Genomic DNA, 20228 nt, shown 5'->3' on the forward strand with positions numbered 1-20228 from the left:
CATCGGGCCGCCCACAAGGCCCGCCCGAGATAGAGACGGATGCAGATTATGCACAGGCTAAAGCACGGCCTGCTTCAGGCCGCCGGTTGGCTGTTTTATTTGAGTTTATTGATGGGTATCGCCGCGGTGCTGCCCACGTCTACGTTCGACTCCGAATCCAAGGACTTCATCTTCCTGATCGGCGCCGTGGGCATCTGGCGTTACTCCATGGGCGCGACGCATTTCGTTCGCGGCATGATCTTTCTGTACATCGTCTACCCACACCTGCGTCGCAAGGTACGCAAGCTGGGCAAGGCAGCGGATCCGTCCCACGTGTTCCTGATGGTCACCAGCTTTCGAATCGATGCGCTGACCACCGCCCAGGTCTACGGTTCGGTGATTCGCGAGGCCATCGACTGCGGGCTGCCGACCACCGTGGTCTGCTCCATCGTCGAGATGTCCGATGAACTGCTGGTCAAGAGCCTCTGGGCCCGCATGAACCCGCCAGAGCGGGTCAAGCTGGACTTCGTGCGCATCCCCGGCACCGGCAAGCGTGACGGCCTGGCCTACGGTTTCCGCGCCATCTCCCGCCACCTGCCGGACGACCGTGCCGTGGTGGCGGTGATCGACGGCGACACCGTGCTCGCCGAAGGCGTCGTGCGCAAGACCGTGCCATGGTTCCAGCTGTTCGGCAATGTCGGCGGCCTGACCACCAACGAGTTCTGCGAAGTGCGCGGCGGCTACATCATGGCCGAGTGGCACAAGCTGCGTTTCGCCCAGCGTCACATCAACATGTGCTCCATGGCCCTGTCCAAGCGCGTGCTGACCATGACCGGGCGTATGTCGGTGTTCCGCGCCACCGTGGTGACCAACCCGGAATTCATCGCCGACGTGGAAAGCGACTCGCTGCAACACTGGCGCCTGGGCCGCTTCAAGTTCCTCACCGGTGACGACAAGTCGAGCTGGTTCAGCCTGATGCGCCTGGGCTACGACACCTTCTACGTGCCGGATGCGGCGATCAACACGGTCGAGCACCCACCCGAAAAGAGCTTCATCAAGGCCAGCCGCAAGCTGATGTTCCGCTGGTATGGCAACAACCTGCGGCAGAACTCCCGGGCGCTGGGCCTGGGTCTGCGGCGTCTGGGCCTGTTCACCTCGGTCGTGCTGCTCGACCAGCGCGTATCGATGTGGACTTCGTTGCTGGGCCTGACCGTGGCACTGATCGCCAGCTTCAAGTACGGCACCGCGTTCATCCTGGTGTACCTGCTGTGGATCGGCATCACCCGGTTGATCCTGACCTTGCTGCTGTCGTGCTCCGGGCACCGGATCGGTCCGGCCTACCCGATGATTCTCTATTACAACCAGATCGTCGGCGCGCTGGTGAAGATCTACGTGTTCTTCCGCCTCGACCAACAGTCCTGGACCCGCCAGCCCACTGCACTGACCCGTGATCTCGCCAGCTTTCAACGTTGGTTCAACACTTGGTCGTCTCGGACCATGACCTTCTCCGCCGGCAGCATTTTTGTCGCCGTGCTGCTGACGATGGTCTGACCGGACTTGAATGAATTAACCAGGAAATCGCCCCTATGAATACCGCCGTGAATGTCAACGTAGTGCATGAATCCGAAGCCCAGCGCCAACACGCCCGGGTGAAAATCCCGGCCAAGCTGCGCTTTTTCGGTCCCGACCGGACGCCAATGGAAGTCAAGGTCCTGGACCTGTCCGCTGGCGGCCTGTGCTTCAATGCCGGCCAGGCGCCGCTCAAGATTGGCGAAACCTACAAGGCGCGCCTGCAATTCGTGATCGACAACCTTGGCCTGGCCATGGACGTGGAACTGCAGATCCGTTCCCACGACCGCCAGACCGGCCGCACCGGTTGCCAGTTCCAGAACCTGGAACCGCGTGACATCGCGACGCTGCGCCACATCATTACCTCGCACCTGGCCGGCGACATCGTCGGTGTCGGCGACGTGCTGGCGACCTTGCAGCGCGACAACTTCACCAAGGCACGCAAGCAGAAAGACGAAAGCGGCGGCATGACGGCTTTCGGGCGCCTGCGCGCGGTGACCTTCAGCCTCGGGATCTTCATCGTCGGCCTGGCGGCGTTCGGCTTCATCTTCAAGTCGGTGTACGGCATGTACTTCGTCAGCCACGCCCAGGCGGGCCTGGTGAACGTACCGGGCATGGCGATCACCATGCCGCGCGACGGCACCGTGCAGAGCCTGGTCAAGGCCGATGGAGTGGCCGCCAAGGGCGCTCCTTTGGCGACTTTCAGCACCAGCATGCTCGACGTGCTCAAAGGCCACCTGGACGACAACCAGCTGCAGCCGGCCAAGGTCGAGGAACTGTTCGGCAAGCAAATGACCGGCACCCTGACCTCCCCTTGCGACTGCATCGTTTCCCAACAACTGGTTGCCAACGGTCAGTACGCCAGCAAAGGCGACGTGATTTTCCAACTGGTACCGCGCGGCACCGAGGCCAACGTCGAGGCACGCTTCTCCTATCGCCAGTTCGGCGACGTGCGCCCAGGCACCCCGGTCAACTTCCAGGTCGCCGGCGAAGACACCACCCGCACCGGCAAAATCGTCAGCAGCACCAGCCTGAAAAGCGAAGACCTGTCCTCCGATATCCGTGTCCTGATCAAGCCAGACGAGCCCCTGGACAGCGCGCTGGCCGGTCGCCCGGTCGAAGTCCACAGCGACCGAGGCCCAAGCCTGAACTGGCTGATCGACAAAGCCATGGCTGTTGGTAAGTAAGCAGAGGACATGCCCGTGACGACTCCACAAAACAACAATGCGCTGCACTCCCTGTGGGAGCGAGCATGCTCGCGATGGGATCAGCGAGGTGTGTCTGAAGGATCGCAGCGCCTGCTTGGCGAGCAGGGTCGCTCCCACAAAGGATTGCTTTCCCACGGCGGAACACTGTGTGCCGTTGCCCTGGCCGTCAGCCTTGCCGGTTGTGCCGGCCTGCCCGACCAGCGCCTGGCCAACGAAGCCCTCAAGCGCGGCGACACGGCGTTGGCGCAGCAGAACTATCAGCAACTGGCCGATCTGGGCTACAGCGAGGCCCAGGTGGGCCTGGCCGATATCCAGGTAGACAGTCGTGATCCGGAGCAGATGAGAAAAGCCGAGGCGACCTACCGCGCCGCGGCCGACATTTCGCCACGGGCCCAGGCACGCCTGGGTCGCCTGCTGGTAGCCAAGCCCGGCTCCACCGAGGCGGAAAAGCACGAGGCCGAAGGCCTGTTAAAAAAAGCCTTCGCCAATGGTGAAGGCAACACGCTGATCCCGCTGGCGATGCTGTACCTGCAATACCCGCACAGCTTCCCGAACGTCAACGCCCAGCAGCAGATCAGCCAATGGCGCAGCGCCGGCTACCCGGAAGCCGGCCTGGCGCAGATTCTGCTTTACCGCACCCAGGGCACCTACGACCAGCATCTGGACGAAGTGGAAAGAGTCTGCAAGGCCGCCCTCGCCGCCACCGATATCTGCTACGTCGAACTGGCCACGGTCTATCAGAAACGCGGCCAGGCGGAACAGCAGGCCGCGTTGATCCAGCAGATGCAGGCCGGTCACGCCCGTGGCGTGGTCTCGGCACAGCGCGTGGACAGCGTCGCCCGAGTCCTGGCCGACGCCAGCCTGGGCAAGACGGACGAAAAAACCGCCCAGTCGCTGCTCGAAGGCATCGCCCCCGGCTACCCTGCCGCCTGGGTCAGCCTGGCGCAGCTGCTCTACGATTTCCCCGAGCTGGGTGACGTCGACAAGATGATGCAGTACCTGGAAAACGGCCGCGCCGCCGACCAGCCGCGCGCCGAAGTGTTGCTGGGCAAGCTGTACTACGAAGGCAAGTGGGTGCCGGCCGACGCCAAGGTCGCCGAGGCGCATTTCCAGAAAGCCGTGGGCCGCGAAGTGTCTGCCGACTATTACCTGGGCCAGATCTATCGCCGTGGCTACCTGGGCCAGGTGTACCCGCAAAAAGCCCTGGACCACCTGCTCAAGGCCGCCCGCAGCGGCCAGAACAGCGCCGACTTCGCCATCGCCCAGTTGTTCTCCCAGGGCAAGGGCACCAAGCCCAACCCGGTCAACGCCTATGTGTTCAGCCAGTTGGCCAAGGCGCAGAACACCCCGCAAGCAATCGAGCTTGCCCAGACCCTCGAAGCACAGTTACCGCCGCAGCAGCTTGCACAAGCCCAACGCCTGCTACAACAAGAGCAGGCCATTCGTGGAGCGATGAGCCCCGATACGCTGGAACTGCAAGCCCTAAAAGAAGATGACGGCGAGGAAAAACCATGAAGCCATTGAAGCTCAATCCTTTTGTGCAGGCCGGCATTGGCCTGACCTGCGCCCTGCTGTGGTCCTGCCCGACCCTGGCGGCGCTGACTGAAACCAAGAACTTCGGCCTGGAAGTGAAGATCACCGGCCAATCCGAAGACGACCGCGACCTCGGCACCCAGAGCGGTGGCGACGTCAACGGTATCGGCTTGGACCTGCGTCCCTGGGTCTACGGCGAAAGCGGTAACTGGAGCGCCTATGCCATGGCCCAGGCCGTGACCTCCACCGATATCATCGAGACCGACACCCTGCAACAGTCCGATGGCGCGACCGAGCAGACCGACAGCGGCGACCGCGAAGCCAAGAAGAGCTACCTGGCGATGCGCGAATTCTGGATTGGCTACAGCGGACTGACCCCGTATCCGGGCGAGCAGTTGAAGTTCGGTCGCCAGCGCCTGCGCAACGACGACGGCCAATGGCGCGACACCAATATCGAAGCCTTGAACTGGACCTTCGACACCACGCTGCTGCGTGCCAACGTCGGTGTTGCCGAACGTTTCAGCGAATACCGCACCGACCTCAAGGAACTGTCTCCCAAGGACAAGGATCGCCTGCACGTCTACGGTGACGTGGCGTACCAGTGGATGCCAGGCCAATGGGCCGGTATCCGCGCCCACCACACCCACGACAACGGCAGCCTCGACTACCCGGTTCCGGGCGAACCCACCGACACCCTGGACAAGACCCAGAACGGCGACATTTCCTGGCTGGGCCTGGAAGCCAACAGCGACGCCTACAACTGGCGCAACACCAACACCGTCAATTACTGGGCCAGCCTCACCGGCATGAGCGGCGACCGCGACACCGTCAACCCACTCAATGCCGACGGCACGCGGCCGGCGCAAGCCAAGCGCAGCGAAGACCTCAATGGCTGGGCCACTGACCTGGGTATCCGCCTGCGTCTCGATCCACAGTGGCAAGTCGGTGCGGCCTATGCCCGCGCCAGCGACGAGTACCAACAGAACGGCCTGCAAAGCAACCGCTCGAACTTCACCGGTACCCGCTCACGCGTCCACCGTTTCGGCGAAGCGTTCCGTGGCGAAATGGCTAACACCCAAAGCGCCAGCCTGTTCGGTTCCTGGCAGTTGCGCGACGAATACGACGCCAGCCTGGTGTACCACAAGTTCTGGCGCGTGGACGGCAACAAGCCGGTGGGCAGCAACGGGATCAACGCTGTGGAAAACAACACCGACGACGTGACCGGCGCGATCCTGTCCACCTCGACCCTGCCGCTGCGTGACGGCGACAAGGACCTGGGCCAGGAAGTCGACCTGGTCGTCACCAAATACTTCAAGCAAGGCCTGTTGCCGGCCGCTTTGAGCCAGTCCATCGATGAGCCATCGGCGCTGGTGCGCTTTCGTGGTGGCGTGTTCAAGCCAGGCGACGCCTACGGCAAAGAGGTCGATTCGTACATGCACCGCGCCTTCGTCGACGTGATCTGGCGCTTCTGATGCGAATGACCATGGGAGTGCCCGAAATGAACCGCTACCTCAGGAACAGCCAGGCGATGAAAGGTTCGATCAGCCTGTTGGTCGCAGCCATGCTGCTGGCCGGCTCGCCGGCGTTCGCCAACGTTGAACCGGCGGTCAAGCCGGGCAGCGTGGTCAAGGAACTGCAAAGGGCCAAGACCTACACCGTCAGCAGCGCGCCGACCGCCCCGCTGGAACTGGCCACGCCGACCTTGCCCGACCTCAGGGGCTACACCGCCGAAGCGGTGGCAGCCAAGATCGTGCGGACCAAGGTCGGCAAGATCAGCGTGCGCCGGATGATGCAGGAAAACGCCTTGAAGGACTTCATCGGCGGGGACAACAAGATGGCCGAGTGGGTGGTGCGCCAGCACGGTATCCCACAGGCCATCTTCCTCGACGATGGCTACATGAACCTCAAGGACCTGGCCAAGAAGGTGCCCAAGTACGTGATCGAAACCTCGCCGGGTGTCTACCTGGCGAGGATTCCGATCGTGGTCGGCCAGAAGGGCATCCTGGAAATCGACAAACAGACCCAAGAACTGCGCCTGTCCCAGGAGGGCGGCTCATTCCTGGTCAACGACGGCACGATGTTCATCCGCGACACCAAGGTCACCGGCTGGCGCGAAAAGGATAATGGCCCTGCCACCTTCCGTTCGCCCAAGGAATTCCGTCCGTTCCTGCTGTCCTGGGGCGGCACCGAGACCTACATCGTCAACACCAAGATGGCGAGTTTCGGCTACTCCAACAGTAAGTCGTACGGGGTGAGTATTTCCCAGTACACGCCGAACATGGCCAAGGTCCTCAAGCGTCCGGAACCGACCGGCTGGATCATCGGTTCCGAGTTCTCGGACATGTGGTACGGCTTCTACTGCTACGAGACCCGCGACTTCGTGGTCAAGGGCAACACCTACAAAGACAACATCGTCTACGGCATCGACCCCCACGACCGTTCCCATCGGCTGATCATTGCCGACAACACCGTCTACGGGACCAAGAAGAAGCACGGGATCATCATTTCCCGTGAGGTCAACGACAGTTTCATCATCAACAACCGCAGCTACGACAACAAGCTCTCGGGCGTGGTGATCGACCGTAACAGTGTGAACAACCTGATCGCCTACAACGAGATCTACAAGAACCACACCGACGGCATCACCCTCTACGAGAGTGCCGACAACCTGTTGTGGGGCAACAAGGTGATCAGCAACCAGCGCCACGGCATCCGGATTCGTAACAGCGTGAACATCCGCCTGTACGAAAACCTGTCCATGGCCAACGGCCTGACCGGCCTCTATGGCCACATCAAGGACCTGTCCAACACCGACCGGGACATCAAGCTCGACCCGTTCGACGCCCAAGTGTCGCTGATCGTGGTTGGAGGCGAACTGGCCGGCAACGGCAGTGGCCCGTTGTCCATCGACTCGCCGTTGAGCGTCGAGCTGTACCGCGTGTCCATGCTCGCGCCGACCAAATCCAGCGGCATCAGCTTCACGGGAATCCTGGGCGAACGCCAGGATGAAATTCTCGATTTGCTGGTGCGCCAGCAGAAAGCCGTGCTGATCGACCCTGTCGAACGCCAGACCGAATTGCGGGACTGAGGATGACCTTTATGAACCCACAGATGATCAAACTCCTGGGCCTGTCCGCCCTGACTGCCGGCATTCTCGCGGCTGCAAGCGGCGCACGCGCCGACGAAATCAAGGCGCCGACCTTCACCGCCGAACCGTGCTGCAACCTGTGCCCGGAAGCCCACGATCCAAAGAACTACACCACCCGTTACCAGCAGAACTTCACCACGCTGGTACAGGCCCAGGGCGACTGGCTGTTCCGGACCCAGGAAGACCTGCGGACCGAATTCAACACCACCCCGGCCGGCTACCAGCGCCTGCAACAGTTGCATGATGCATTCAAGAAGAAAGGCGTCGAGCTGGTGCTCGTCTACCAGCCGACCCGTGGCCTGGTGAACCGCAACAAGCTCAACCCGCAGGAGAAGGCCAGCTTCGACTACGAAAAGGCCCTGGGCAACTACAAGACCATGCTCGGTCGCTTCGCCCAGATGGGCTACGTGGTACCTGACCTCTCGCCGCTGACCAACGAGAACCTGCCCGAGACCCTGCCGGCCCACGATTTCTACTTCCGTGGCGACCAGCACTGGACGCCCTACGGTGCCCAGCGCACAGCCAAGATCGTCGCCGAGAAGGTCAAGCAGCTCCCGGCCTTCGCCGACATTCCCAAGCGCGAGTTCGAGACCAAGAAATCAGGACGCATGGGCAAGACCGGCACCCTGCATAACATGGCCGGGCAGCTGTGCGGCACCAGCTACGCCATCCAGTACATGGACCAGTTCACCACCGAGCCCAAGGGCGAGGCCGGCGACGGCGACCTGTTCGGCGATTCCGGCAACCCGCAGATCACCCTCGTGGGCACCAGTCACAGCGGCAAGAACTACAACTTCGCCGGCTTCCTGCAAGAAGCCATCGGCGCCGACATCCTCAACGTGGCCTTCCCGGGCGGCGGCTTCGAGGGCGCGATGATCCAGTACCTGGGCAGCGAGGAGTTCCAGAAGAACCCGCCGAAGATTCTCATCTGGGAATTCTCGCCGCTGTATCGCCTGGACCAGGAAACCATCTATCGCCAGATGTTTGCCCTGCTGGACAACAACGGTTGCGAAGGCAAGCCGGCCCTGATGAGCAGCAAGACCGCGCTCAAACCGGGCAAGAACGAATTGATGGTCAACAGCAAGAACATGGACCTGCGCAACAGCAGTCACCAAGTCGACATCCGCTTCGCCGATACGTCGGTGAAAACCTTGCAAGCCACCCTCTGGTACATGAATGGGCGCCACGAGGATATCAAGATCGAAAAACCGGATACCTCCGAAACCGACGGGCGTTTCGCCTTCCAGTTGCGCACCGACGCGGACTGGGCTTCGCAAAATCTGCTGGCTGTCGAAGTCCAGGGGCCTGAAGCCGGTGCAGCGCCACAGCAGGTGGAAGCGAAAGTCTGCAAACGAAACGCATCTGTGCAAGCCGAACAAACGGCTCAGATCGGACAATGAGGTCTCGTCTCATGACCAGAACCACGCACACCCGAACGTTGAAACAGCTGCTGGCGCCGTCCCTGCTGACCCTGGCGATGTTCGCCGGGGCCACCCAGGCCGCCGCTCCGCTGCGCCCGCCACAGGGCTACTTTGCACCGATCGAGAAGGTCAAGGCCGGCGAGCGCGGCGAGGGCTGCGACGCCGTACCGACGCCCTATACCGGCTCGCTGCAGTTTCGCAGCAAATACGAGGGCTCCGACAAGGCCCGGGCGACCCTGAACGTGCAGTCGGAGAAAGCCTTTCGCGACAGCACCGCCGACATCACCCGGATCGAGCGTGGCGTCAGCAAGCAAGTGATGCAATTCATGCGTGACGGTCGCCCTGAACAACTGGAATGCACCCTGAACTGGCTGACCACCTGGGCCCAGGCCGATGCGCTGATGTCCAAGGACTTCAACCACACCGGCAAGTCGATGCGCAAATGGGCCCTGGGCAGCATGGCTTCGGCCTATGTGCGCCTGAAGTTCTCCGAGTCCCGCCCGTTGGCGAACCATCAGGAGCAGGCACAACTGATCGAAAACTGGTTCAGCCGCATGGCCGACCAGGTGGTCAGCGACTGGGACAACCTGCCGCTGGACAAGACCAACAACCACTCCTACTGGGCCGCCTGGTCGGTCATGGCCACCTCCGTGGCAACCAACCGGCGTGACCTGTTCGACTGGGCCGTCAAGGAATACAAGGTCGGCGTCAACCAGGTCGATGCCGACGGCTTCCTGCCCAACGAACTCAAGCGCAAGCAACGCGCGTTGTCCTACCACAACTACGCCCTGCCGCCGCTGGCGATGATCGCCAGTTTCGCCCAGGTCAACGGTGTGGACCTGCGCCAGGAAAACGACGGCGCCCTCAAGCGCCTGGGTGAACGCGTCCTGGCCGGGGTGAAAGATCCGGACATCTTCGAAGAGAAGAACGGCGAGGAACAGGACATGAAGGACCTCAAGGTCGACTCCAAGTTTGCCTGGCTCGAACCGTTCTGCAGCCTCTACACCTGCCCCGAGGATGTCCTCGAGCGCAAGCATGAGATGCAGCCGTTCAAGACGTTCCGTTTGGGCGGGGATTTGACCAAGGTGTATGACCCGGCCAACGAAAAAGGCAAAGGCTCTTAGACACACTCGTAACCCTGTGGGAGCGAGCCCTGCTCGCGATAGCGGTCTGACATTCAACATTGATGTCGACTGGCACTCCATCATCGCGAGCAGGCTCGCTCCCACAAGGTGGCTTGGTTTGAAGGTAATGAAGCCCCCCGGTTTTCATGGGGGGGTTTGGGGGGGCTCTGGCCCTTGACTGTTGATTCAACATGGAGAGATCGGGATGGTATTTTCATCCAACGTGTTCCTGTTCCTGTTCCTGCCGATCTTTCTCGGCTTGTACTACCTGAGCGGGCAACGCTATCGCAACCTGCTGTTGCTGGTCGCCAGCTATGTGTTCTATGCCTGGTGGCGGGTGGACTTCCTGGCGCTGTTCGCCGGCGTGACCCTGTGGAACTACTGGATCGGCCTGAAAGTCGGTGCCGCCGGCGTGCGTACCAAGCCGGCCCAGCGCTGGCTGCTGCTCGGCGTGGGCGTGGACTTGGCCATCCTGGGCTATTTCAAGTACGCCAACTTCGGCGTGGACAGCCTCAACGCCATCATCACCAGCTTCGGTCTCAACCCGTTCATCCTGACCCATGTGCTGTTGCCGATCGGGATCTCGTTCTACATCTTCGAGTCCATCAGCTACATCATCGACGTCTATCGCGGCGACACCCCGGCCACCCGCAACCTGATCGACTTCGCGGCATTCGTGGCGATTTTCCCGCACCTGATCGCCGGTCCCGTGCTGCGTTTCCGTGACCTGGCCGACCAGTTCAACAACCGCACCCACACCCTGGACAAATTCTCCGAAGGCTGCACGCGCTTCATGCAGGGCTTCATCAAGAAGGTGTTCATTGCCGACACCCTGGCGGTGGTGGCCGACCATTGCTTCGCCTTGCAGAACCCGACCACCGGCGATGCCTGGCTTGGCGCCCTGGCCTACACCGCGCAGCTGTACTTCGACTTCTCCGGCTACAGCGACATGGCCATCGGCCTGGGCCTGATGATGGGTTTCCGCTTCATGGAGAACTTCAAGCAGCCGTACATCAGCCAGTCGATCACCGAGTTCTGGCGCCGCTGGCACATCAGCCTGTCCACCTGGCTGCGTGACTACCTCTACATCACCCTGGGCGGGAACCGCAAAGGCACGTTGATGACCTACCGCAACCTGTTCCTGACCATGCTGCTCGGTGGTCTGTGGCACGGCGCGAACATCACCTACGTGATCTGGGGTGCGTGGCACGGGATCTGGCTGGCCATCGAAAAAGCCGTCGGTATCAACACCACGCCACGCAGCATCAACCCGATCCGCTGGGCGCTGACCTTCCTGCTGGTGGTGATGGGCTGGGTGATCTTCCGGGCCGAAAACCTGCACGTGGCCGGTCGCATGTACGGCGCCATGTTCAGCTTCGGTGACTGGTCGCTGTCGGAACTGACCCGCGCCAACCTCACCGGCCTGCAGATCGCCACGCTGGTGGTGGCCTACGTCACCCTCGCCTTCTTCGGCCTGCGGGACTTCTACACCAACCGTCCACCGGTCAAGACCAAGCCAGAAGTGAGCACCAAGGCCGACGGCCCGGCGACCGCCCAACCGGGAATGATCAAGGCCGTGCCGGGCGACAACCCGTCGACGATCCATGAACCTGGCTACACCGTGGGCGTCGAAGCCCAAGTGCAACCGGCCTACTGGACCGTGGACTGGTCGCGCTACGTGATGCGTGCCCTGGTGTTGCTGCTGTTCATCGCCTCGATTCTCAAACTCTCGGCGCAAAGCTTCTCGCCGTTCCTTTACTTCCAGTTCTGAGGGATCTGAACATGACCCGCTCATTACGCATCTTTTACATCGCACTGTTCCTGCTGATCCTGACAGCACTGGGCCTGTGGTCGATGCGCAGTTTCTTCGGCTTCAGTACCAACCCCGACGCGACCGTGCTCAACGGTCGCTGGGCCAAGGCCGTGGAAACCCACTACGACGACCAGTTCCCGATCAAGCGCCTGGGCACCAACATCTGGGCCGCGCTGGACTACAAGCTGTTCAACGAAGGCCGCAAAGGCGTGGTCCTGGGACGCGACCAGTGGCTGTTCAGCGACGAAGAGTTCAATCCGATCGTCAATGAAGAGGTGAACCTGCAGGACAACTACGCGCTGATCGAAGGCGTGCGCCAGAAACTCAAGGAACAAGGCATCACCCTGGTCATGGCCATCGTGCCGGCCAAGGCGCGGCTGTACCCGGAGCACTTGGATGAAGTGAAGCCATCGAGCATTCACACCAACCTGTACCAGGACTTCCACACTCGCGTAGCGGCTGACAAGATCCTCGCCCCGGACCTGCTGGGCCCGCTGCAACAGGCCAAGCAAAGCGGCCAGCAAGTGTTCCTGCGCACCGACACCCACTGGACGCCGGAAGGCGCCCAGGTCGCGGCAGACAACATTGCCAAGGCGATCGCCGAACGCACCCCGCTGGAAGGCGAACCACAACGCTTCGTCACCGAGCCCGGGGAAAAAATCACCCACAAGGGCGACCTGCGCCAGTTCCTGCCGCTGGACCCGCTGTTCGAAAACCTGATGCCGGCCCAGGAGCCGCTGGTCAAGCGCAACACCCGTGAAGCCGACGACCAGCCGGCCGAAGGCGATGCGCTGTTCGCCGATGCCCAGGTGCCCGTGGCCCTGATCGGCACCAGCTACAGCGCCAATCCCAACTGGAACTTCGTCGGCGCGCTCAAGCAAGCCCTGCACAGCGACGTCGTGAACTACGCCGAAGACGGCCATGGCCCGATTCTGCCAATGCTCAGCTACCTCAAGAGCGACGCCTTCAAGAACAGCCCGCCCCAGGTGCTGATCTGGGAGTTCCCTGAACGCTATCTGCCCGTGAACAACGAAATCGGCGACGCCGACCCGCAGTGGGTCGCAGAACTCAAACAAGCCGGTGCGCGCCAACAGAACGTTGCCGCCAACACTCAATCCGAGACGCCCGACCGGGCGCAAAACTGAAAGAGAGGTCCACCATGACTTTCAACACTACTCCTCGTCGTCTCGCTGCTCGCTCCTTCAAGGCCGTTGCCCTCGTCGCCAGCATGAGCGCCCTTTCCCTGTCCGCCTTTGCCGGTGATTCGGCTCTGTACGGTCCGGTCGCGCCAAAAGGTTCGAGCTTCGTGCGTATCTACAACGCCAGCAACGCCGAAGTCAGCGCCACCGTCGGCAGCACCAGCCTCAACGATGTTGCCCCCCTGGCCAGCAGCGACTTCAGCTTCATGCCTGGCGGTGACTACAGCGCCAAGGTCGGCAGCCAGACCGTTCCGGTCAAACTGGCCCCCGATCACTACTACACCCTGGTCAACAACGCCACCGGCCAGCCGCAGCTGATCGAAGAGCCGCCCTTCAAGAACAAGCAGAAGTCCCTGGTCCGCGTGCAGAACCTCACCGACAAGGCTCTGACCCTCAAGACCGCCGACGGCAAGACCGAAGTGGTGCCGAACGTCGCGGCCAAGGGCCGTGGCGAGCGTGAGATCAACCCGGTGAAAGTCAGCCTGGCGCTGTTCGAAGGCGACAAGAAAGTCGGCGACCTCAAGCCCGTGGCCCTGGAGCGCGGTGAAGCGGCCGTGCTGTACGTCACCGGTTCAGGCAGCAGCCTGTCGCCAGTGTGGGTGAAACGCCCCGTGTCGACCCGCTGATCAATTCACCTGATTGACGCTGTCCTGTGGGAGCGGGCTTGCTCGCGAATACGGTCTCACATTCAACATTGATGTTGGCTGAAACACCACTTTCGCGAGCAAGCCCGCTCCCACCCTGAATTGGGATGTCAGTCGGGTACGGAACAAAAACAAGAGAGTGAAACGACAGAACGCAGTAGCTCTAACAACCATTTCGCTTCAAAGGAGTAACAAACATGATTCCGGTGATCTTGTCAGGTGGTAGTGGCTCACGTCTTTGGCCGCTTTCGCGCAAGCAATTCCCTAAACAGTTCCTGGCCCTGACCGGCGAACACACCCTGTTCCAGCAGACCCTCGAACGCCTGGTGTTCGAAGGCATGGATACGCCGATCGTGGTCTGCAACAAAGACCACCGGTTCATCGTCAACGAGCAACTGAGCAACCGTAACCTGGAAGCCCAGCGCATCCTGATGGAACCGTTCGGGCGTAACACTGCGCCGGCCGTGGCCCTGACCGCGATGATGCTGGTCAATGAAGGTCGCGACGAGCTGATGCTGGTGCTGCCGGCCGACCACGTGATCGAAGACCAGAAAGCCCTGCAACGCGCATTGGCCCTGGCCACTGTGGCTGCCGAGCGTGGCGAGATGGTGCTGTTCGGCGTTCCGCCCACCAAGCCGGAAACCGGTTATGGCTACATCAAGTCGACCAACGATGCGCTGCTGCCAGAGGGCGTGAGCCGGGTCTCGCACTTCGTCGAAAAACCCGATGCCAAGCGCGCCACCGAGTTCCTCGAAGCCGGCGGTTACTTCTGGAACAGCGGCATGTTCCTGTTCCGCGCCAGCCGTTTCCTCGAAGAGCTGAAAAAGCACGATCCGGACATCTACGACACCTGCCTGCTGACGCTAGAGCGCAGCGAGCAGACCGCCGACACCGTAACCCTCGACGAAGCGACCTTCGCCTGCTGCCCGGACAACTCCATCGACTACGCCGTGATGGAAAAGACCCAGCGCGCCTGCGTGGTCCCACTGGCGGCCGGCTGGAGCGATGTCGGTTGCTGGGCATCGCTTTGGGAAGTCAATGAGAAAGACACCAATGGCAACGTCACCAAGGGCGACGTGGTGGTCCAGGACAGCCGCAACTGCATGATCCACGGCAACGGCAAGCTGGTGTCGGTGATCGGCCTGGAAAACATCGTCGTGGTCGAGACCAAGGACGCGATGATGATCGCTCACAAGGACAAGGTCCAAGGCGTGAAGCAGATGGTCAATACGCTCAATGCCCAAGGTCGCAACGAGACCCAGAACCACTGCGAGGTCTACCGTCCATGGGGCTCCTATGACTCGGTGGACATGGGCGGGCGCTTCCAGGTCAAGCACATCTCGGTCAAGCCGGGCGCGTGCCTGTCGCTGCAGATGCACCACCACCGCGCCGAGCACTGGATCGTGGTCAGCGGCACCGCCGAGGTGACCTGCGACGAAAACGTGTTCCTGCTCACCGAGAACCAGTCGACCTACATCCCGATCGCGTCGGTCCACCGCCTGCGCAACCCGGGCAAGATCCCGCTGGAAATCATCGAAGTGCAGTCCGGCAGCTACCTGGGCGAAGACGACATCGAGCGCTTCGAAGACATCTACGGTCGCTCCACCCCGATCGAACGCGGCGTGTCGGTGAAAACCATCGCACAGTAACGATCAGCAGAACAAGAAGCCCCCATCCAGCCCACTGCGCCCCCTATCCGCAGCGGGTTGGGTGGGGGCTTTTTTTACGACTTGCGCCAGCGAACATCAGTGCTTCAACACTGCCCGCCTCCTTCGGTAGGATGTGCCTTCGGTCCTGGAGGCTTCTACCATGCTTATCGGCGTCCTGCTGGTCATCACCTGGCTCATCCTCTTGTTGCGCTACCCGGCCAAGGCGTTGCCAGTGTCCCTGGCGGCATTCGTCGGGCTGGGCCTGGTGGCCGGCTGGGTGCTCTGGCAGGAAAACCGCGAGAACCGGCAGCTCGATCGCCTGGAACTGCGGGTGACCTACGCTCCCCAACACTGCCCCGCCGACCGTCCCCTGTCGTTGACCCTGAACAACGGCAACGACGTGCCGCTGACTGAGTTACGCTGGCGGATCGCGGCCTACGCCCCGGGGGACACCATCAATCTGGCTGACAACCCTTACGATGCACCGCGCTACCGTGGTCCCGGCGAACTGCAACCGGGCGCCAGCTGGCAGGACTGCCTGCCCCTGCCGCCACTGCGTCCGGGCTATCGTGCGCAGAGCCTGGAGTTTCGCGCCGAGCGATTGCACGGTAGTTTCTCCAACTGACTCCACTTCTCCACTCTCTTGCACAAGGAATGCACCATGCCTGTCGCGTTGATCACCGGATGTTCCAGCGGCATCGGCCGCGCCCTGGCCGACGCCTTCAAGGCCGCCGGGTACCAGGTCTGGGCCAGTGCGCGTAAAGCTGAGGATGTGGCGGCGCTGGACGCTGCCGGGTTTACGGCCGTTCAGTTGGACGTGAATGATGGTGCGGCGCTGGAGCAGTTGAGCGAGCGGATCAACCAGCAGCACGGCGGTCTGGACGTGCTGATCAACAATGCTGGCTACGGCGCCATGGGCCCGCTGCTGGACGGTGGCGTGCCGGCCATGCAGCGCCAGTTCGAAACCAACGTGTTCGCCATCGTCGGGGTGACTCGGGCGCTGTTCCCGGTGCTGCGTCGGGCCAAGGGCCTGGTGGTGAATATCGGCAGCGTGTCCGGGGTGCTGGTCACGCCGTTTGCCGGAGCGTATTGCGCCTCGAAAGCGGCGGTGCACGCCTTGAGCGATGCGCTGCGCATGGAGCTGGCGCCGTTCGGGATCCGGGTGATGGAGGTCCAGCCCGGCGCCATTGCTTCCAGCTTTGCCAAGAACGCCGGTCATGAAGCCGAACAGTTGATCAGCGAGCAGTCGCCCTGGTGGCCGTTGCGCGACGGCATCCGTGCCCGGGCCAAGGCGTCCCAGGACAACCCCACCCCGGCCAGCGAATTCGCCGCCGGGCTGCTCAAGGCCGTCCGACAACCCAAGCCTCCGCGCTTGCTGCGCCTGGGCAACGGCAGCCGGTCACTGCCGCTGATGGCCGGCTGGCTGCCCAAAGGGTTGCTGGAGAAGGGACTGATGAAACGGTTTGGGCTGGGGGGCTCGCTTTAACCCCGGGCACTGTTGGGGCGGCTCCGCCACCCAGCGGGAGCAAGCTCCCTCGCCACAGACGATCGGTGACTCCAAGCCCACCGCAGATCCCTGTGGGAGCGAGCCTGCTCGCGATGACGGCGGCACCTTCAACATCAATGCCAACTGCCCCACCGCTATCGCGAGCAGGCTCGCTCCCCCAGGGGATTGGCGGTGAAGCGTATGGTTATCCCTAAGTCAGCGCCCAGCCTGGTTTTCCACCACCACCGTACACGTCATCCCCGCCGCCAGCAGCACACCCTGCGGCACTTCATCCAGATGGATACGCACCGGTACGCGCTGGGCCAGGCGGACCCAGTTGAAGGTCGGGTTAACGTCGGCGATCAACTCACGGCTCTGCGGGTTGTCGCGGTCGTAGATGCCGCGGGAGATGCTTTCCACATGGCCCTTGAGCACTTCGCCGCTCATCAGCTGCAACTGCGCCGAATCGCCGACGCGCACCTTGGGTAGCTTGGTTTCTTCGAAGAAGCCGTAGACCCAGAACGAGTTCATATCCACCACGGCCATCTTCGCCTCGCCGATGCGCGCATAGTCGCCGCGATGCACATTGAGGTTGGTGACATAACCATCGACTGCCGCGCGGACTTCGGTGCGCGACAGGTTCAGTTCGGCCGCCTCCAGCTGCGCCTGGGCGTGCTGATAGTCGGCCAGCGCCGAGTCGGCGATATTGCTGGCGTCGTCGCGACTTTCCCGGGAGATCACCAGGCTGTCCAGGTCGGCGCGGCGATGGGCATTGACCTTGCGCATTTCCCAGGTGGCCTTGCGCGACGCCACCAGTGAGCGAGCCTGTTGCACCGCGATGCGGTAATGCTCGGGGTCGATGCGCATCAGCAGGTCGCCCTTTTTCACCAACTGGTTGTCGCGCACCGGCACGTCCACTACCTCACCGCTGACATCCGCCGCGACATTGATGATGTCGGCGCGCACCCGGCCATCGCGGGTCCATGGGGTGTTCATGTAGTGTTCCCACAGCGCGCGGCCAATCCACAGCGCCAGGGCCAGCACCAGCAGCGTCGCAAGCAGGCTGAAAAACTTTTTCATCGCATCGATCTCAACAGTAGACCGTCAGCGCCAGCGCGCCGAACAGGCAGGTAAACAGACTCAGGCGCAGCAGCGCCGGGTGCCAGAAATAGCGGTACAGGTCCAGTCCCGACAAAAAGCGATCCAACGCCCAGGCGAGGCCCGCGGCGATAAAAAACATCAGGGTCATGGTCGGCATGTACACGCCATGGAAGGCGATCTCACGGGGCATGTTCAGGTTCCTGGCGCAGCGGTGTGGCGTAGATCGCCAACGGTGATTGCGGGTCGAGCAACGAGGTGCGGATAAAGTGCAGGTAGCTTTTCACCCGACGCAGGGCCGAGGTGTCGAAGTGCGGTGCGAAGGGTTCGTCTGTGGCCTGCACCCGGCTGATGGCATGGTCCACCGCCACCAGGGCGCGCTGCAGATTGCTCGGGCCTGGCTGGCGGAACAGGCGCACCAGCGAGCGTCCCATCACGCGGATCGCCTGGCGCCACGGCTGGCTTTCGGCATACGCCGGATGCACGGGCAGGATGGCCTGTTCTTTGCGCAACTCAATGATCGCGTGACCGACCTCCAACACCACGAACATCCAGCGCAGCAGATCTCGCTGCACCTGGGGCTGCCCCGCCGCCAGCCCATAGGCCTGATGCAGCAGGTCCCGGGTACGACTTTCGAACCCCGACGCCAGGCCCTTGAGCTTGCAGCTGATGGCAAACACCACCTGTTCGCGCAGGTCCTGCTCGAGCCGGCGCCACAACCAGCGACTGTTGGGCGGCAGGATGATTGCCCCGGCGGCGGCGCAAACCAACATGCCGAGGATCATCGCGAGGTAATCGTTGATGAAGGCGTAGGGGTTGTAGACCGTCAGGTTGTCCGGCACCGAGCCGGTGCAGAAAAAAATCAGCAACCCCAGCCCGACCCCGGCGTACTGCGGTCGCGAACTGAGGAACGAGCCGAACATGATCACCGGCGCCAGCATCACGCAGAGCAAGGGGAAGCCGTCGATCAGCGGGAAGATGAAAAACATCTCGACGAAACCGACCAGCGCGCCGAACAAGGTGCCGCACGCCATCTGGAACGCCATGCGCTTGGGGTTCGGCGTGGCGGCTGACAGGCCTACCGTGGCGGCGGCGATCATGGTCATAGTCGCGCCGCTCGGCCAAGCGGTGGCGACCCAATAGCTGCCCAATACCAAGAGAATGAAAGCCGCACGAAAGCCTGAAGCAGCCGCCGCCAGCCAATTGGTCTGCGGCACGAATGGCTCGTCCCAACGCTCTCGTTCGTGGTGGTGCTCGGCCAGGGAAGCGTGGGTCAGCGCGTAGCCGTGCAGGTCGTCGACAAAGCGATAAAGCAGCTCATAGGCGGTGTGGAAATCCAGCTGTTGCGCGTCGCTGGGCTGCGTTTCCTGGAACGACACCCGCAGCCGCCGCACCTGGGCCGGCAGCTCGGCTTTGTACTGCGCCAGCGCCGACGCCAGGCGTGCCGCATCGGCATCGGTCAGGGCCCGGCCGCTGAAGCCGTCGAGCAATTCGGCCAGCGTATACAAACCGGGTTTGATGGCATCAACGACATGATCCGCCGCGCTGCTGCGCAGACGCTCAAGCAACTGGTGCAAGGCGTTAAAGCGCGTGGTGACGCCCATGAACTCGCTGTTCAAGCGACTGAGCCGACCGTTGCGCCGACGCATGTGCGGGTCCTCGAACACGGTCACGCTGCGCAGGCTTTCCAGCCCGACAGTCTCGGCAATGAAGCGTACGTTGCCGGCCTCGAACGCCTCGCGCCGGCTACGTCCGCGCAGCCCGTCGGTGACGAACAGGGCAAACACCCCGAAGCGCTGGTACAAGGCGTTGCGCATCGCGGCGCTGGCGGTCTGCGGCAGGATCGCGGCACTGACCAGGGTCGAACAGACGATCCCCAGGGAGATTTCCAGTACTCGCCAGACCGCCGCCATGAACGCCCCTTCCGGATGCGCCAGGGCCGGCAGACCGATCATCGCCGCGGTGTAGCCGGCCAGCACGAAACCGTAGGCCCGGAAGTTGCGATAACGCGCCGCCCCCGCCGTACAGATGCCGACCCAGATCGTCAGGCAACCGAGGAACAGCTCGGTGTTCTGGGCAAACAGCGCAATCAACGCCACCATCACCGCCGAGCCGGCCAGGGTGCCGAGAAAGCGATAGAAACTCTTGGCGAACACCTGGCCGCTCTGGGGCTGCATCACGATGAACACGGTGATCATGGCGGTGCGCGGTTGCGGCAGCTCCAGGCGCATCGCCAGCCACAACGTCAGGAACGCGGCGAACAGGACCTTGAAGATGTACACCCAGGTCACCCCGTCGCTGCGGGCCCAATCGTAAAAGCCACGGCGCCATTCGAGGCGGTACAGCCAGCGCATGAG

General features: G+C 62.4%; 16 protein-coding genes. 13 read left to right on the top strand and 3 right to left on the bottom strand.

The window, feature by feature from the left end; all coding sequences use genetic code 11:
• The first annotated feature begins 48 nt into the window (after nt 1-48).
• From alg8 to ACLEJQ_RS23055, 13 genes are all read left to right on the top strand, one after another.
• Nucleotides 49-1530 (top strand): mannuronan synthase, encoded by a 1482-nt coding sequence (gene alg8, locus ACLEJQ_RS22995; protein WP_440798763.1) that lies wholly within the window; start codon nt 49-51, stop codon nt 1528-1530.
• Nucleotides 1531-1565: 35 nt separating this feature from the next.
• Nucleotides 1566-2735 carry an HlyD family efflux transporter periplasmic adaptor subunit gene (locus ACLEJQ_RS23000; protein WP_440798765.1) on the top strand — a complete coding sequence of 390 codons (1170 nt, stop codon included), beginning with the start codon at nt 1566-1568 and terminating at the stop codon, nt 2733-2735.
• A 9-nt stretch (nt 2736-2744) separates the two neighbouring features.
• Entirely contained in the window at nt 2745-4271 is a 1527-nt protein-coding gene (algK, locus tag ACLEJQ_RS23005; protein WP_440798766.1) for an alginate biosynthesis TPR repeat lipoprotein AlgK, read from the top strand.
• Between the two features lie 5 nt (nt 4272-4276).
• On the top strand, nt 4277-5761 hold the full coding sequence (locus ACLEJQ_RS23010; protein WP_440798838.1) for an alginate export family protein: 1485 nt from the start codon (nt 4277-4279) through the stop codon (nt 5759-5761).
• A gap of 26 nt (nt 5762-5787) precedes the next feature.
• Complete coding sequence (gene algG, locus ACLEJQ_RS23015; protein WP_440798768.1) at nt 5788-7377, top strand: mannuronan 5-epimerase AlgG; 1590 nt, start codon at nt 5788-5790, stop codon at nt 7375-7377.
• 11 nt (nt 7378-7388) lie between these two features.
• Nucleotides 7389-8837 carry an alginate O-acetyltransferase gene (locus ACLEJQ_RS23020; RefSeq protein WP_440798770.1) on the top strand — a complete coding sequence of 483 codons (1449 nt, stop codon included), beginning with the start codon at nt 7389-7391 and terminating at the stop codon, nt 8835-8837.
• Nucleotides 8838-8848: 11 nt separating this feature from the next.
• Nucleotides 8849-9982: a mannuronate-specific alginate lyase gene (locus tag ACLEJQ_RS23025; RefSeq protein WP_440798772.1), complete on the top strand. Its 1134-nt coding sequence runs from the start codon at nt 8849-8851 to the stop codon at nt 9980-9982.
• Between the two features lie 205 nt (nt 9983-10187).
• The gene (locus tag ACLEJQ_RS23030) at nt 10188-11753 is read left to right on the top strand and encodes an MBOAT family O-acyltransferase (RefSeq protein ID WP_440798774.1); all 1566 of its coding nucleotides are present in this window, start codon (nt 10188-10190) and stop codon (nt 11751-11753) included.
• An 11-nt stretch (nt 11754-11764) separates the two neighbouring features.
• Nucleotides 11765-12940, top strand: coding sequence for an alginate O-acetyltransferase (locus tag ACLEJQ_RS23035; RefSeq protein WP_440798776.1), 1176 nt, complete (start codon nt 11765-11767; stop codon nt 12938-12940).
• A gap of 14 nt (nt 12941-12954) precedes the next feature.
• Nucleotides 12955-13620, top strand: coding sequence for an alginate O-acetyltransferase AlgF (locus ACLEJQ_RS23040; protein WP_440798778.1), 666 nt, complete (start codon nt 12955-12957; stop codon nt 13618-13620).
• 215 nt (nt 13621-13835) lie between these two features.
• Nucleotides 13836-15287: a mannose-1-phosphate guanylyltransferase/mannose-6-phosphate isomerase gene (locus ACLEJQ_RS23045; RefSeq protein ID WP_440798780.1), complete on the top strand. Its 1452-nt coding sequence runs from the start codon at nt 13836-13838 to the stop codon at nt 15285-15287.
• A gap of 160 nt (nt 15288-15447) precedes the next feature.
• Nucleotides 15448-15912 carry a multidrug transporter gene (locus tag ACLEJQ_RS23050; protein WP_440798782.1) on the top strand — a complete coding sequence of 155 codons (465 nt, stop codon included), beginning with the start codon at nt 15448-15450 and terminating at the stop codon, nt 15910-15912.
• Nucleotides 15913-15948: 36 nt separating this feature from the next.
• Entirely contained in the window at nt 15949-16773 is an 825-nt protein-coding gene (locus ACLEJQ_RS23055; RefSeq protein ID WP_440798784.1) for an SDR family oxidoreductase, read from the top strand.
• A gap of 216 nt (nt 16774-16989) precedes the next feature.
• Here ACLEJQ_RS23055 and ACLEJQ_RS23060 read toward each other — a convergent pair whose 3' ends face one another.
• From ACLEJQ_RS23060 to ACLEJQ_RS23070, 3 genes are read right to left on the bottom strand one after another with little or no spacing between them, the layout of a single operon-like run.
• Nucleotides 16990-17853, bottom strand: a complete 864-nt coding sequence (locus tag ACLEJQ_RS23060) for an efflux RND transporter periplasmic adaptor subunit (protein ID WP_440798786.1) — start codon at nt 17851-17853, stop codon at nt 16990-16992.
• A 10-nt stretch (nt 17854-17863) separates the two neighbouring features.
• Nucleotides 17864-18064, bottom strand: coding sequence for a DUF1656 domain-containing protein (locus ACLEJQ_RS23065; RefSeq protein WP_440798788.1), 201 nt, complete (start codon nt 18062-18064; stop codon nt 17864-17866).
• Nucleotides 18054-20225: an FUSC family protein gene (locus ACLEJQ_RS23070; protein WP_440798790.1), complete on the bottom strand. Its 2172-nt coding sequence runs from the start codon at nt 20223-20225 to the stop codon at nt 18054-18056. The genes ACLEJQ_RS23065 and ACLEJQ_RS23070 overlap by 11 nt, the downstream gene beginning before the upstream one ends.
• Between the last annotated feature and the right edge of the window lie 3 nt (nt 20226-20228).

The sequence above is a fragment of the Pseudomonas sp. SMV71 genome (assembly GCF_052042015.1).
Taxonomy (GTDB): Bacteria; Pseudomonadota; Gammaproteobacteria; order Pseudomonadales; family Pseudomonadaceae; genus Aquipseudomonas.